Origin of the sequence: Occallatibacter sp. (genome assembly GCF_036502485.1) — a bacterium.
Classification (GTDB): Bacteria; Acidobacteriota; Terriglobia; order Terriglobales; family Acidobacteriaceae; genus Telmatobacter.
In genome coordinates this window covers 24,878-39,598 of the sequence record NZ_DASXYM010000178.1, presented here as the reverse complement: position 1 = coordinate 39,598, position 14,721 = coordinate 24,878, and the positions used below count along the sequence as shown (strand labels likewise).

8 protein-coding genes are annotated in these 14,721 nt (G+C 63.6%); 4 read left to right on the top strand and 4 right to left on the bottom strand.

What is annotated here, in order from left to right:
* Positions 1–134 precede the first annotated feature (134 nt).
* The 3 genes from accD (at position 135) to VGL22_RS21620 (ending at position 5,447) form a co-directional block, all read left to right on the top strand.
* Positions 135–1,004, top strand: coding sequence for an acetyl-CoA carboxylase, carboxyltransferase subunit beta (accD, locus tag VGL22_RS21630; protein WP_465269047.1), 870 nt, complete (start codon positions 135–137; stop codon positions 1,002–1,004).
* 332 nt (positions 1,005–1,336) lie between these two features.
* Positions 1,337–4,645: a TonB-dependent receptor gene (locus tag VGL22_RS21625; RefSeq protein WP_465269046.1), complete on the top strand. Its 3,309-nt coding sequence runs from the start codon at positions 1,337–1,339 to the stop codon at positions 4,643–4,645.
* A 151-nt stretch (positions 4,646–4,796) separates the two neighbouring features.
* The gene (locus tag VGL22_RS21620; protein ID WP_465269045.1) at positions 4,797–5,447 is read left to right on the top strand and encodes a hypothetical protein; all 651 of its coding nucleotides are present in this window, start codon (positions 4,797–4,799) and stop codon (positions 5,445–5,447) included.
* Positions 5,448–5,534: 87 nt separating this feature from the next.
* On the opposite strand, the gene VGL22_RS21615 is transcribed toward VGL22_RS21620, so the two are convergent.
* Genes VGL22_RS21615 through VGL22_RS21605 form a run of 3 tightly spaced genes read right to left on the bottom strand, consistent with a single transcriptional unit; the run spans position 5,535 to position 9,937 of the window.
* Positions 5,535–6,659, bottom strand: coding sequence for a lipocalin-like domain-containing protein (locus tag VGL22_RS21615; protein ID WP_465269044.1), 1,125 nt, complete (start codon positions 6,657–6,659; stop codon positions 5,535–5,537).
* Positions 6,649–9,207 (bottom strand): ABC transporter permease, encoded by a 2,559-nt coding sequence (locus tag VGL22_RS21610; RefSeq protein ID WP_465269043.1) that lies wholly within the window; start codon positions 9,205–9,207, stop codon positions 6,649–6,651. Before VGL22_RS21610 ends, VGL22_RS21615 begins: the two co-directional genes overlap by 11 nt.
* Before the next feature lies 1 nt (position 9,208).
* Complete coding sequence (locus tag VGL22_RS21605; RefSeq protein WP_465269042.1) at positions 9,209–9,937, bottom strand: ABC transporter ATP-binding protein; 729 nt, start codon at positions 9,935–9,937, stop codon at positions 9,209–9,211.
* A 121-nt stretch (positions 9,938–10,058) separates the two neighbouring features.
* On the opposite strand from VGL22_RS21605, the gene VGL22_RS21600 reads away from it, so the two are divergent.
* Positions 10,059–11,801 carry a phosphohexomutase domain-containing protein gene (locus VGL22_RS21600; RefSeq protein WP_465269041.1) on the top strand — a complete coding sequence of 581 codons (1,743 nt, stop codon included), beginning with the start codon at positions 10,059–10,061 and terminating at the stop codon, positions 11,799–11,801.
* Between the two features lie 211 nt (positions 11,802–12,012).
* Here the strand turns inward: VGL22_RS21600 and VGL22_RS21595 are convergent, their stop codons facing one another.
* Complete coding sequence (locus VGL22_RS21595; RefSeq protein WP_465269040.1) at positions 12,013–14,712, bottom strand: ADOP family duplicated permease; 2,700 nt, start codon at positions 14,710–14,712, stop codon at positions 12,013–12,015.
* Between the last annotated feature and the right edge of the window lie 9 nt (positions 14,713–14,721).

Here is a 14,721-nt window from a genome sequence, read left to right as displayed (position 1 = left end):
TTCGGGGTTCAGGGTTCAGGATCGGCAGAAGATGCAGACATAACCAATCGTTCCCCCAATTTCTGCACTCTGAACCCTCTCCCCCGGGTCGGACTGCGGCCACTGAATCCTGCCATTTACAATGACAACTGATTATGTCCTGGTTTAAGCGCGAGAGTGGCGACTACGAGCCTGATCCCAACCCGCCCGTCAATGGCGATGCGGAACGACGCGTCCGCACCGAAGGTCTCTGGATCAAGTGTCTCGGCTGCCGGCAGGCGCTCTACAAGCCCGACGTTGCGGCCAACCTGAACGTCTGCCCCAAGTGCCAGCACCACTTCAAGATCTCCGCCCGACAGCGCATCGAGTTGCTCCTCGAGCCCGGTTACGAGTTCGTGGATGGCGGCCTGCGTTCCACTGACCCGTTGAACTTCCAGGACATCAAGCCGTACAAGGCTCGCCTTCGCAAAGCCCAGGAGGAGACTGGCCTCGACGACGCCATCCTCAACGCCGTCGGCCAGCTCGGCCCTCACTCTGTCGTCCTTAGCGCCATGGAGTACAGCTTCATCGGCGGCTCCATGGGCGCCGTGGTGGGCGAGACCATTGCCCGCGCTGCCGATCGGGCCCGCGAAGGCCGCAAGCCCCTCATCGTTGTTGCGGCTTCCGGCGGCGCGCGCATGATGGAGGGCGTGGTCAGCCTGATGCAGATGGCCAAAATCTCATCGGCTCTGGCCCAGCTCGACGATGCCCGCGTCCCGTACATCTGCGTTCTCACGGACCCCACCACCGGCGGCGTCACCGCCAGCTTTGCCATGCTGGGCGACCTGAACATTGCCGAGCCCGGAGCGCTAATCGGCTTCGCCGGCCCTCGCGTCATCGAGCAGACGATTCGCCAGAAGCTCCCCGAGGGCTTCCAGCGCTCCGAGTTCCTGCTCGAAAAGGGTTTTCTCGATGCCGTCGTGCACCGCCGCGAGATGAAAGACTACCTGGCCCGCGCGCTGGACTTCATGCGGCCGGTGGCCTGAAGCCGAACTCCCTGCCAGGTCTAAACGCGGGCGATGTCTACGGTTTTTGGCATATCAATCTGAGAATGTCCAGAATTCAGTAGAAAACGCCGTCTCGCATAACGGTTCAACGTTCCAAGCCACTCGTATCATACGGCTTCTCCCAAACGCCGAACTTGGCAACCAAATTGCATGAATGTCTGCATGAGATTGTGTACAGATAAGCAGGGTTGCAGCTTTCATGTGACCTAGCTCGGGTCGGATCCCCACTGGCCCGCTGTGCAAGGTGCTCCAGTTTTTTCTGACTAAAAAGCACATCATCAACCTTCAACCCCCTTTCGGAAGGAAGAAGTATGAAGTTATCTGGAACGCGTGTGCGATCGCTGCTACTCGCCGTTGCGCTCGGCGCTGGTTTTGCAGTTACCTCAACGCTCGCTCCCAATAGCGTGGTGGCGCAAACCAGCTTGGGTACCCTCACCGGCACAGTCCGCGACACCAGCGGGGCTGTCCTCGTGAACGCGGCTGTTCGGCTCACCAACCTCCAAACCGGCGATGTTCGCGCGGTCAATTCTGACTCCCTGGGTTCATACCGCTTTGATGCTCTGGCCGCCGGTGCCTACACTCTCGATGTCGAGTCCACGGGTTTTCAAAAGTTCAATGCGAAGGGCGTGAAGATTGTCGCTTCCACCTCGCAGTCTTTTGACGTGGTTCTCCAGACGGGCCAGGTCAGCGAGACTGTTGAAGTGTCGGCCGACGCTGCTGTGCTGCTCGACAAGGAGAACGGATCGCTCTCCGGCAACATCCCGAGTGAACAGCTTGCCAAGCTGCCCATCTTCTCGCTCAATCCGATTGAGGTTCTGACCACCGTCCCCGGTGTTCAGGTGGTCAGCAATTCGGGTATGTCCAATGGCTACAACCTCCAGGTGAGCGGCGCCCGTCCTCGTTCGAACAACTTCATGATCGACGGCGAAGAAATCAATGACGTCTCCATCGGCGGCCAGGCAGTTCAGCCGCAGATCCCGGACATGTACGCCGACACGGTGGTTTACACCCACAACGCTCCGGCCGAGTTCGGCCGCGCTTCGGGTGGCGTGGTCAACTTGATCACCAAGAGTGGCAGCAACACCTTCCACGGCTCAGCCTGGGAACTCTACTCCGGTTCAGGCCTGAACGCGATGGACGGCCAGACCCGCCAGGTGGCCACGGACTCCTCCTTCAAGGCTCGCTACGATCAGCACCAGTTCGGCTTCACGGCCGGCGGCCCCATCTGGAAGGACAAGCTTTTCGCCTTCGGCGCTGCCCAGTGGACCCGCTACTACGGCAACGAGACCCCGTCGGAAGTCACGCTTCCCAACGCGCAGGGTATTGATCAACTCAAAGCCTTGGCGGCCGGCAGCGGCGTTACCGCTACCAACGCGGCGCTCATGCTCCAGTACCTGTCTAATGCCAGCTACCTGAACGACTTCATCGACTTTGGGCCTGTGAAGACCGTGAGCCTCGGCGACGCCTGCGACGGTTGCAGCATGGGACTCGATCTCTTCCGCCGTCCCAACGTCGCGGCCAGCAGCCCTGACACGCAGTGGACTTACCGCATCGACTTTACGCCGCATCAGAAGGACACCTTCTCGGCGCGCTACCTCCATGATCGCGGAAGCCTGACGCCTGACTTCTTCACCAACGGCGGCGCGCTTCCCGGCTTCGACACCTACCAGGGCGGCCCTTCCGAACTCGGCCAGGGCACCTGGACCCACATCTTTACTCCCAACTTTCTGAATGAGTTCCGCGTCTCTGAGACCCGCATCTCGTTCTACTTCGCACCGCTCGCCAGCACGGTGGCCAATCCGCTGTACACGGCCCCCAACCTCTCGTTCGGCAGCAGCGACGTCACCACCCTGGGCTTTAATCAGAACTTCCCGCAGGGTCGCGGAGAAGACCAGTACCAGTTCCAGGACACGATCTCCTGGACCCATGGTCGCCAGACCGTCCGCGCGGGCGTTGACATCGGCCGCCGTATTGAAACCGATGTCGTCTCCCTCAACGCCAACGGCAGCCTGAACTTCGCCAAGGGCGGCAGCGGCGTTTCGCCGGAAGGCAACTTCCTGCTGAACCAGCTCGGACCCTCGGGCAGCGCTACCAAGACTTACGGCAACACGCGTCTCGATCCTCATAGCTGGCGCAGCGGCGCTTTCGTGCAGGACGACGTCAAGGTCAATCCCGATCTGACCGTCAACCTTGGCGTGCGCTACGACTACTTCACTTCACCTGAGAACGCGCTGCCCTACCCGGCCATCGATCCGAACAATCCTTTCGCTCCGGTCGACAGCGTCTACAAGGTCACTCCGGATAAGAACAACTGGGCGCCGCGTCTCGGATTCGCTTATACGCCGCACCAGGGTCCCTTCGCGAACGGCAACACCGTTGTGCGTGGCGGATTCGGCATCTTCTTCGATACCGACTTCACCAACATCATGGTCAATGAGGCCCAGAACTCGCCCGACGCGGTGTCCGGTACCCTCATCTCCACCCAAGGCAACGGACTCGGCGACGCGACCAGCCTCATCGGTCAGATTCCCAACGTCCTCAATCCTCTGGCGTCGGTGCTGAGCGTGACCAAGAACCTGGTTTCGCCTTACACCATTGAGTACAACCTCGGCGTCGAGCACCAGTTCCCGCTCGGTATTGCTGCCAGCGCGACCTATGTGGGCAGCCGCGGCGTGAAGCTGTTTGCCAACCAGCAGTACAACTCCTTCGATCCCAACACCGGTGAGCGTTTCGAACCGACCCGCGGCGCCATCAACGCCCGCGGTAACTTCGCAGCCTCTGACTACAACGGCCTCGAAGTGGGCGGCAAGCGCAACTTCTCCCACGGCATTGCGCTCTATGGTTCGTACGTCTACAGCAAGGCCCTCGACAATGGTTCCGAGGTCTTCACTCCCGATGCGGAATGGTCATCCTATGGCGCCAACCTGGTACCCGGCGGACGCCGCAATGAGTGGGGTAATTCGGCCTACGATCACCGCAACTATGGCGCCATCACCTATGTCTGGACCCCGAATGGACTGCGCGCCGACAACCACGGCACCGACCTGGTCCTGAGCGCCCTCACGCGTCACTGGACGATTTCGGGTAGCTCTCACTTCCAGTCCGGTGCTTACGGAACGGTGAACATCGCCGGGCTCGACATCAACGGCGACGGCAACAATGCAAACGACCGTCCGCTCGTCGGCAACCCCAGCGCGCCCATGGACAGCGTGGCGATCGATGCCATCTTCTTCGGCTTGACGGACGCACCGGGAACCTACATCGATATGGCCGCTGCCAACAACAACCAGGTTCAGGTTGTGGATCCCAGCACGTCTCGCTGGATCGTTCCGCTACTGAACGGCTACTCCAACAAGGAGATCGGCCGCAACAGCTTCCGCAACCCGGGCATCATGTCCAACGACGTGGCCCTGGAGAAGGCTCTTCCGACCAGTCTGCTGCATCTTGAGCGCGGCCAGTTCATCCTCCGCGCCGAGGCGCAGAACATCGCCAACCACAACAACGTGGGAATCCTCGACGTTGACGTGCTCGATGCCGGTTCGACGGGATACTTGAACACGCAGCAGGCGCGTTCAAGCGCCGGCCGTCAGCTCCGCTTCTGGGCGAAGTTCGTGTTCTAACTACCGGATCAACCGATCCAACTTAAAGGGTGCCCCTCGCGGGCACCCTTTCTTTTCTGGTTCCCAGACGGCTGCAGCGCGGGCTGCGCGCACTCCGCCGGGCCATAATGCAGATAGCGACGCTCCGGACCTCGCCGGCTCGCGACTCATCATGCGCCCTTCCCGCAATCTCTGGATTACCCTCCTCCTGGCCGCCGCTGCTGCCGTGCTGCTCTGGAATCGCTATCACGCGGCGCATCGCTCCTCGTTGCGCATTACCGATCTTGCGGCCTCCAGCCCTCTAAACCAGCCCGGTGGCGCGGAAGTCCCCGCCGAAGCCTACCAGGTCTATTCGGGGATCTATCAGACGCCTGCCGACGAGCCGCTCGCGTTCGCGCAAGACTCCGGCACCGACGTTCCCCAGCTCAACGGCAGCTGCCTCAAGCCCTCCACCCCGGACGAAAAAGCGATGGCAGATGCCTTCGAGGCCGCCAATCGCCGCAGCCAGCGATGGGATACGCGCTTCCACCTCCCCGGCGGCTACAGCGTTCTCTCGCCCCGCGAACTCGATGAGGCGCAGACCTGCCTCGCCTCGCACACGCAGAACACGCCCCAGTGCACGCCCTACAAGGCCCTGCGCCACGTGCGTATCCTCGGCGTTCCCGGATTCGACTCCGCCCACAATCGCGCCCTGGTCTCCATCCTCATCAAATGCGGGCCCTATTGCGGAACCGGCGGCATCTTTGAAGCACACAAAGAAAACGGCCGCTGGAAGCGCGCCGATCCAACGCCGTTCACCAGCGACTGCAGCTGGCGCTACTAGCTGTTTTCGTCTTTGCTTTTCTTTCTGTCATCCTCGAAGAGGACCTGCTTTTTCGAACTCCCGGCTACTTGGCGAGGCCTCAGTGCCTTACTGCGGAATCACAGCGCGGCCCGGGTCCGCATAGCCGGTCAACTCCAGGTAGCCGGCGCCTCGCAGTGCCGCGCCGGCGCGCGTGCCGGTGATATCGATCGCACCCTCCCAGTAAGACGGCCCGAACCGCTCGGTCATCTCCTGGTTCCGCAAAGGCGTGGTCACTTCGAATTCCATCCCAAGCCGCGGAATCGACACGTGCCAGCGCAGCGGGTACGTGGCTTTGGTCTGCGCGCTCGTCCACGCGTCTCCTACCGGACTCATGGAGAAGTCGCGCAACGACAGAAACTCCGTTGTGCCGCTCGCATCGACATAGCTGCCCGACGAGGCTGAATCCACGCTGCCGTCCGCATGGCGCAGCCGGTACAGCATCAGCTCGGACCCATCCGCCAACTGGACGCTGAGCCAATCCCAGCCCGTCTCATTCGGCGCCATGCCGCCGGTGAAGAACTCGTGATCCATCCACGACGCGCCTTCCACCTCGTAGCTCTCCCCGCCCAACTCGATGGTCCCGGTTGTCGCCAGTCGCGTCTCGGAGAAGTAATGCGAAGCATGCCCCGGGCCCTCACCCTTGACGCTCACCCCATTCTGCCCCTGGATTACAGGCGGCTTTGAGCGCACCAGCTTCAGCGCGAATCCGAACTCCGCGCTCACGCCCTGCAACTGCTCCTCGCGCTGGCCGATCCGCGCCTGCCAGTTCCCGTTCCACACCAGCTCAGTCTGCGCATCGACGCCCGCAAGCCCCGGTCCCGCTCGATTGAGCCGCTCCTCGTGATAGAACTTTTGCCCATCCACATCGCTCAGCGCCATGTGCGCCATCCATACGTCGCGAACGGACCATGCATTGCTGTCTGTCTCTGCGGGTGCCTCAGGCCTCACGGTTTTGGAGACCTGGGTTGAAGCCAGTCCCTGCCGGAAAAACGTCAGCTCAAACCCGAACCGGTGCCCGTCCTTCGCCCTTACATTGCCGGTGTAGTACCACCACTCCGTCTGGTAGTCCTCATGATTGAAGGAGTCGCGCGGAAACTTGAACTGATACCCCGGCAGCGCCTGCTTGTAATCCTGCGCGCAGCTCGTTGCGGCCGCCGCCAACACTGCCAGCACAAGCCACCTACTCTTCATGAACCACCTCGATCGGGTCCAGCCGCACTGCCATGCGCGCCGGGTACAGCCCTGCCAGCACAGTGGCAACGTACACCACGCTCAGCGACGCCACCAGCACTGCCACCGGCCAGTGGAACTGAATGGTCCACCCGAACGACTGCTTGTTGATCACGTATACCAGCACCAGCGACAGCACATAACCCAGCGCCAGCCCTACCATATTGGCCAGCAGGCCGATCAGCCCCGCCTCCACCAGAATCAAATTCCGGATCTGCGCTCCCGTCGCGCCCAGAAAGCGCAGCACGCCAAACTCGCGCCGCCGGTCCATCACGATCGAAATCAGCGCGCCAATAATTCCGCCAATTGCCACCAGGATCGAGATCGCCTCCAGCGCATAGGTAATCGCAAATGTCTGATCGAAAACGCGAATGCCCTCGCGCCGGATCTCTCCGTTCGAAAAGAGCAGAAGGTTGCTGTTCGGCACCGCCTTCCGGATCGCGGCGCGCGTCTGCTCGAGATCCGCGCCCGGCGCCAGATAAACGGCCATGTTGCTGGGCGCCGCATCAGGCAGATACTTCAGCAGCGTCCGCCGATCCAACAGGATGAATCCCGCCTCGTGGCCGTAGTCATAAAAAACGTCCAGCACGCGGAAGGTTACCCGCCGCTCACCCAGCGGCAATGTAAGCGCGTCTCCCGCGCGCACCCGATGCTTGTTCGCGAACGGCTCGCTCACAATCGCGTTATCTCCGGCAGACAACTGGCGCAGTATGGCATTGGCCGGCCGCCCGGAGAGAAACGTCACACTCTGCTGCGAACGCTGAAGGTCCGGATCGGCCCCGGCCAGCGTCGCCGGCAAACCCTGGTACTCGATCTCGTAGGCCCGAAACAAGCTAACGTGCTCCACGCCCGGCACCTTCGCGATTCTCCCCGCTACATAGGGCGCAATGGTCGGATGCTGATCGGCCGACGCCGCGCCCGCCGGCCTTAAATAGAGGTCCGCCGGCAGTTCGCTCTCCATCCAATTCAGCACAGTCTGGCGGAAGCTTCCCACCATAATTCCCACGGACGTCATCATGGCCACCGCGGTCGCCAGCGCGCCCACCAGCACGGCCGTCCGGCGCAGCGATCCTGCCAGGCTGCGCGCCGCCAGCAACGCCTCCACTCCCAGCATGCGTCGCAGCGTGCCTGCGCCCGCCCCCATTACGGCGCTCACCACCATAGGCATCCACAGCGCCGCAGCCGCCACAAACAGCAGCGCCGACAGATACCCCATGACAGGCTTGCCTTCGATCTCCGGGGCCTGCGCCGCCGCCGCGCCCAGCCCCGCAAGCGCCAGCGCGATGACGGCGTCGCGTCCGCGCTGCACGCGTACCTCAAACTCGCGTCGTCCGCGCGCCATCGCCTCGGTGGGCGGCACCAGGCTTGCTTCGCGCGCCGGCGCCAGTGCCGAAACCAGCGCCACCCCAATGCCCACCGCGAACGCCAGCGCCACGGACTCCGCCGTCATCGTCATCACCCCGGGCCGGCTCGACACATACAGCGCATTCACAGTGGTCGACAGCATCTTCACCGCGCCCACCGCCAGCAGCCGCCCCAGCGGCAGGGCCGCCGCCGAGCCCAGCGCGCCGAACGCCCCCGCCTCCAGCAGAAACGCCGTCAGCACCGCCCCACGGCTCGCACCCAGCGCCCGCATGACGCCGATCTCCGCCCTCCGGCGCACCACGGAAACCGATACCGCGTTGTAAATCAGGAAAGCCCCAACCACCAGCGCGATGTAGCTCAGAATCCGTAGATTCCACCGGAACGCCGCCAGCATGCGCCGATTCGCAAAGGTCTCGCTTCCCTGGGCATTCACCATCACTCCGGCCGGAAGCGCCTCTCGCAAGCGCTTCTGCCACGTCTCGAAATCCGCGCCGCCGGAAGTCCGGATCCCGCCGTCAGGTGTCCGGATCAGAATGCGATCGACCCTCCCCGCCTCGCCTGTCGCCATCTGCGCCGCCGCGATGTCCATCACCACGGCATCCCCGCTCACCCGCGCAGCCTCCGGAACAAAACCGCGCACCGTAAACTCAAGCCGCCGGTCATTGATAAGCAGGTCCAGTTTTTCCCCGGCGCGGTTTGCCAGCCCCGGCGTCACCCATAACGCATCCGGACCGTTCAGATGCCGGAATCCCTCATTCGACGCTGCGCCCGCAAGCGTGGACGGATCCGCCGCATTCGCTTCCGCAATCATGTCCACGCCGATCAGGGGCACCGTCTCGCCCGTTGCGGCAACCGTGGCATGGCTCTCAATCCGCGGACTCACCGTGAGCGGGTACGGGAGCCGTGCCAGCCGCGCGGCCAGTTCTTCCGGCACCCCGCCTGCAGCGGTCACCTCAAAATCGTTCTTGCCCGCCAGCGTCTCTATCGACGAGTGGAACGATCCCGCCGCCGCATCGCCCGCCAGGTCGATCGCCACCACTGCCGCATCGCCCAGGGCCACGGCAAACAGAATCACCAGCGCCCGCCCCGGCCTGCGCACCAGCGGCCGCAGCATCAACCGATAAAGCAATACCAGCCCGCCCACCTCAGCCCGCCTCGACCACGCGGCCGTCCCGCATCCTGACCACCCGGTTCGCCAAGGCCGCTGCCTCGGCGCTGTGCGTCGCCATCAGCACCGTGACCCCGTGCTCATCGCACATCCTGCGCAGCAACTGCAGAATCGCGTTCCCGGTCGCGGTATCCAGGTTGCCGGTCGGCTCATCGGCCAGCAGCACGCGCGGCCCGTGCACCAGAGCGCGGGCGATAGCCACCCGCTGCATCTGCCCCCCGGAAAGCTGGTGGGTCATGCGGTGCGCCAGTTCCGCCAGCCCCACCTCCGCCAGCCGCTCCATGGCGTGCGGACGCGGATGCGTTTCCCCGGCCAGCAGCAGCGGAACCTCCACGTTTTCCACCACGCTCAGCGTGTTCAGCAGTTGGAACGACTGGAAGACAAACCCCACCATCTCGCGCCGCAGCCTGGTCAGTCCCGCCTCGTTCAGCGTGTCCGTCGCGGTTCCCGCCAGGCGCACGTGTCCCGCCGTCGGAAAATCCAGCGCGCCCGCCAGGTGCAGCAGCGTCGATTTGCCGCATCCGCTGCGTCCCACCAGCGCCACAAACTCCCCGGACCCAATGTCCAGCGACACCCCGTCCAGCGCCCGCACCCGCTCGCCTTCATTCGAGTAGTCCTTCTCCACCGCATCAAATGAGAGAAGCGGCGCGGCGGCAGAACTCGGGGGCGGCGGTTTGGGGGGTAAAGTTCCTGTTTCGATCGTCATGCGGCTCATTTGTCGGTTCAGGTCTCATTGGATGCTACAGCCCCGGAGCACGCTCCCCAACCTGCCCCGTCCACCTTCATTTTGCTAATCTGAAGTTTCTGACTGCCTTAGGAGCACTCTCATGGAATTGTCGAACGCCTCGCTGGGCGAATCCTCCCTCATCGCGCGCCTCAGCTACCAACCCCGCGAGCTTGGATTCGGCACCAGCGGCCGCCGGGGCCGCGTCCAGGACCTCACCCAGATGGAAATCTACATCTGCGCCCTCGGCGAACTCGAATACCTCCAGTCCCTCTCGCTCGAGCAGGGCGGCATCACGCGCGGCGACGATTTCTTCTATGCCGCCGACCTGCGCCCCTCCTCCACCCAGTTCGCCCCCGCCGAGCAGGGCAGGGGAGAGATTGCCCAGGCAATCGAGCGCGCCATCCGCGATGCAGGCATGCGCCCTGTGAATGGGGGCGCCATCCCCACCCCGGCGCTCGCTTACCACGCCCTTACCCGCCGCAAGGGCAGCATGATGATCACCGGCAGTCACATCCCGTTTGACCGCAATGGCTACAAGACCAACACGTCTCGCGGAGAACTGCTCAAAGACCACGAAGCCCCCATCGGCGAATACGTCCGCCGCGTCCGCGAGCGCATTTACAAACAGCCAGCGCAGGACTCGCCTTTCAACGAACAGGGAATCTTCAAGTCCGGCCATGCCGAGCTCAGCCCCGAGGACCCTTCCGTTCGCGAAGGCTACATCCGCCGCTACGTCGATTTCTTCTCAGGAGACACCCTCGCCGGCGCCCGTGTTCTTTGCTATCAGCATTCCGCCGTCGGCCGCGATCTGCTCGTAGAGCTTTTGCGCCAATTGGGGGCCGAGGTCATCCCCGCCGGCCGTAGCGAAGAGTTCGTGCCCATCGACACGGAAAACATCGATGCCGAACGCCTTGCCGTTATCCAGGCCCTCGCCGATGAAGCCATCCCACAGCACGGGCCCTTCTTCGCCGTCGTATCCACGGACGGCGACAGCGACCGCCCCCTCCTGCTCGGATTTGAAGACGACCAGAAGACCGTGAAGTTCTTCGGCGGCGATCTGCTGGGCATGATCGTTGCCGACTTCCTCGGCGCCGACGCGGTTGCCGTGCCGGTCAGCTGCAATGATGGCATCGACCGCAGCCCACTCGCCCCCATGCTCGAGCCGCGCACCCGCATCGGCTCGCCGTTCGTGATCGCCGGTATGTCCGCCGCACTCGCCCGCGGCAAGCAGCGCGTCTGCGGATGGGAGGCCAACGGCGGATTCCTTACAGGGTCTGACATCGAGCGCAACGGCCGCGTTCTCACCGCGCTCCCCACGCGCGACGCCATGCTGCCGCTCCTCGCGGCCCTCTTCAGCGCCAGGGAGAAAGGCCTCTCCCTCTCTGAACTGTTCGCCGGCCTGCCCAGCCGCTTCAGCCGCGCCGGCCTGCTCAAGGAATTCCCCCGGCCCACGGCCCTCAAGATCGTCAATGCTCTCTGCTACGACCATCCGCGCATTCGCGAAGTCGACTTCGACTCCGCCGGCCATCCCATAGCCGTGGACGAGCACCGCAATCCGGTTGAACTCACCCCCGCCCTCGTCTCCGCCTTTGAGGAGATCCGCAAGCGCTGCGACCTGTTCTTCCAGTGCTTCGGACCCGTCTCGCGCCTAAATTACGTCGACGGCGTGCGCATCACTTTCGCCAGCGGAGAAGTCGCACACCTGCGCCCCTCCGGCAATGCCGACGAGTTCCGCATCTACGCCGCTGCCGACTCTCTGGCCCGCTGCGAAGAGATCGTTCGCCTGGGCGTCGCCGAACCCGACGGGATCCTTCGCCGCCTCGAGCGCCACGTGGCAGGTTAATCACTCCGCACCACAATTAACTTCGCGCCCGTACCGATCCACTCCCCACTCCACACCCGGTGCCGGGTGCGGGGTTAGGGTGCGGGTGCGGGTTAGGGTGAGGAGGGTCAAGGTGCGGGTGCCCCATCCAAGCTCTGCCTGGGTGGGAGAAGCCGACCAACAATTCTCCCCTGCCACGGCGGCCCAGGCACGAGAGATTCACCGCCGGTTGTTACTCGCAGCGAATCGCCGTCATCGGCTCAATGCGCGATGCCCGCAGTGCCGGCAACAGCGTCGCCGCACATGCCGTCAAACCCAGCGCGCAGATCGACCCGGCAATCACCCACGGATCGTGCGTCGATGTGCTGAACAGGAAACTGGCCAGCGCGCGTGTTGCCAGCAGCGCCGCGCCAACGCCCACCACCGTGCCGCCCGCCACCACCCAGAGATTCTGGCAGAACACCATCCCGGCGACCTGCGCGCGCCTGGCCCCCAGCGCCATACGAATCCCGATCTCCGCCGTGCGGCGCGCCGTAGCGTAAGCCAGCGTGCCGTAAAGACCAATCGCCGTCACCACCAGCGCGCACGCCGCGAAGAACACCGCCAGCAGCGTCATCATCCGCTCCGCACCCAGCGCCTCGTCCATCAGCTGCAGAGTCGACCTCACCTCGGGCACAGGGATCTGCGGAGCCAGTTGCGCGGCCAGTGAGCGAACTGCTCCCGCCATCGGCCCGGCGCCCATCGTGGTCCGCACCACCGCGACGTAGGAAGGCGATTGCTTGAAATCATCCTGCGACATCGAGACGTACGCCGTGGCCGGCGCCTTGGCGTGGATATCGTCGTACTTGGCGTCGCCAACAATGCCGATCACCTCGTACACTGTGACCTTCTTGCCTTGCTCCAGACGCAGAGAACGCCCCAGCGCGTTACTCCCGGGAAACAGCTGCCGCGCCGCCCCCTGGTTCAGCAGCATCTTGGGCCCTGACGATGGCGTGTCATTCCATGTGAACTCGCGTCCCGCCAGCAGCGGAATCCGCATGGTGCTGAAATACGCCGGCGCTACGGAGTTCATGTCCGTGTCATGCGTGCCGCCCGTTGTGACTGGAAAGTCCTCGTCCCACAAAGAACTGGTAAGCGGCGCAATCAGCTCGTAGCTCACCCCCGTCGTCCCCGGCAGATGCCCGATCCGGTCCGCCATCTCGCGGTAAAAATTCACCAGGGTGTCTTGCTTGAGCCCTGACTTTTCCATGCTGAACTCCACGTTCATCACGTCTCGTGGATCGAACCCAAGGCTGTCTTTGTAAATCCGCATCAGGCTGGTAGCCACAAGCCCCGCGCCCACCACCAGGATCAGCGCCACGCCAACTTCAGCACCCAGCAGAGCCCGCGGAAAAATGGAACGGCGCTCATGAGCGAGCGTCGAGTGCTGCCCGTCCTTCATGCGATCCATGAGATTGCGCGACGTGGCCTTGAGCGCCGGCGCCAGTGCAAACAGCAGGGTCGCCAGCACTGCTGCCGCCGCCGCAAACGCGAACACGCGCATGTCGAGAGAGGTGTCGAGGTATGCGTTGTGCTGCCCACTCAACAGAACCGCCACCAGCAGCTGGCTCACCACCGGCGCCACCGCCAGCCCGGCAACCGTTCCTGCAACTCCCAGCAACAGGCCTTCCACCAGCAGTTGCTGTACCAGCCGCCGGCGCGAAGCCCCAATCGCCATGCGCGTAGCCAGCTCGCGCTGCCGCGCTGCGCCTCGGGCCATCAGCAGGCTGGCCAGGTTCAGGCACGCCAGCAGCAGGATCCCGCCGCACATCGCAAACACCGCCACCAGCGGCCTGCGGAAATGAAGGCGCACATACGTAAAGCCCGTTGATCCGCGCTCTGCGGAGAAAAGGATATGGCGCTGCTCCATCCTTTTGATCCAGCTCTCATCGGGCACTCTCTCGTGAAGAACGGCATCGGTCGCCGCGCCGGCCTGAGAATTCGCCTGCTCCACGGTGGCGCCCGGCGCCAGCCTGCCCATCACATTCAACCACCATCCGTGATGCGCCGCCTTGATCATGCTGCGCTCACCGTTCAACACCTCTTCATCGGCAAGCGGTATATAGATCTGGGGCCTCTGCAGCGGGTCCGCTCCAAAAAAACTGCGCGGCATCACGCCCACAATGGCGAAATCCACATTGTCGATCCAGATGTGGCGCGTCAAAATGGCCGGGTCCCGCTGGAAGCGATTGTTCCACAACGTCTCGCTGATCACCGCCGCAAAGCCGGCTGGATCGCCGCCCTTGCGGTCGTCCTCCCCCGTCAGCGTGCGGCCCACCAGCGGCGCCGTCCGCAGCGCATTGAAGAAACTTCCGCTCACATACTGGCCGTAGGCGATATCCGCGGCATTGCCGCTCTTCACCTGGAAAGCCGTGCTGTGGAAGGCGAATACTTCGCTCAGGGCTCCCCCGCGATGTTCAAATCCGCGAAACAGTGACTCTGGAAAGCTGTAATTCGGATTCGGGTCCCCCGTGCTCATGGCCAGCACCACCAGCCTGTCGCTCTCCGGCACCGGCAAGGGCCGCAGCAGCAGTCCGTTGATCATGGAGAACACCGTGGTGTTCGCGCCCACACCCAGCGCCAGCGTCAGAATCGCCGTAAGCGTAAACCCCGGCGCCTTCCAAAGCTGGAAGAGCCCGAACCGCACATCGCGGCGAATTTGCTCCAGCAGCGGCAGGCCGCGCTTCTCGCGATACGTCTCGCGTACTTGCGTCACGCCGCCGAACTCCCTCATCGCAAGCCGCCGCGCCTCCGCCTCCGGCACGCCCCGGCGCACATGCTCTTCCACCGCCATCTCGATGTGGCTGCGAAGTTCCTCATCCAGTGAGGCATCCAGTCTGCGCGCGCCGAACATGGCGGCAATGCGGCTCAACAAGGTGCGAACGGCGTCCATAGCAACCTC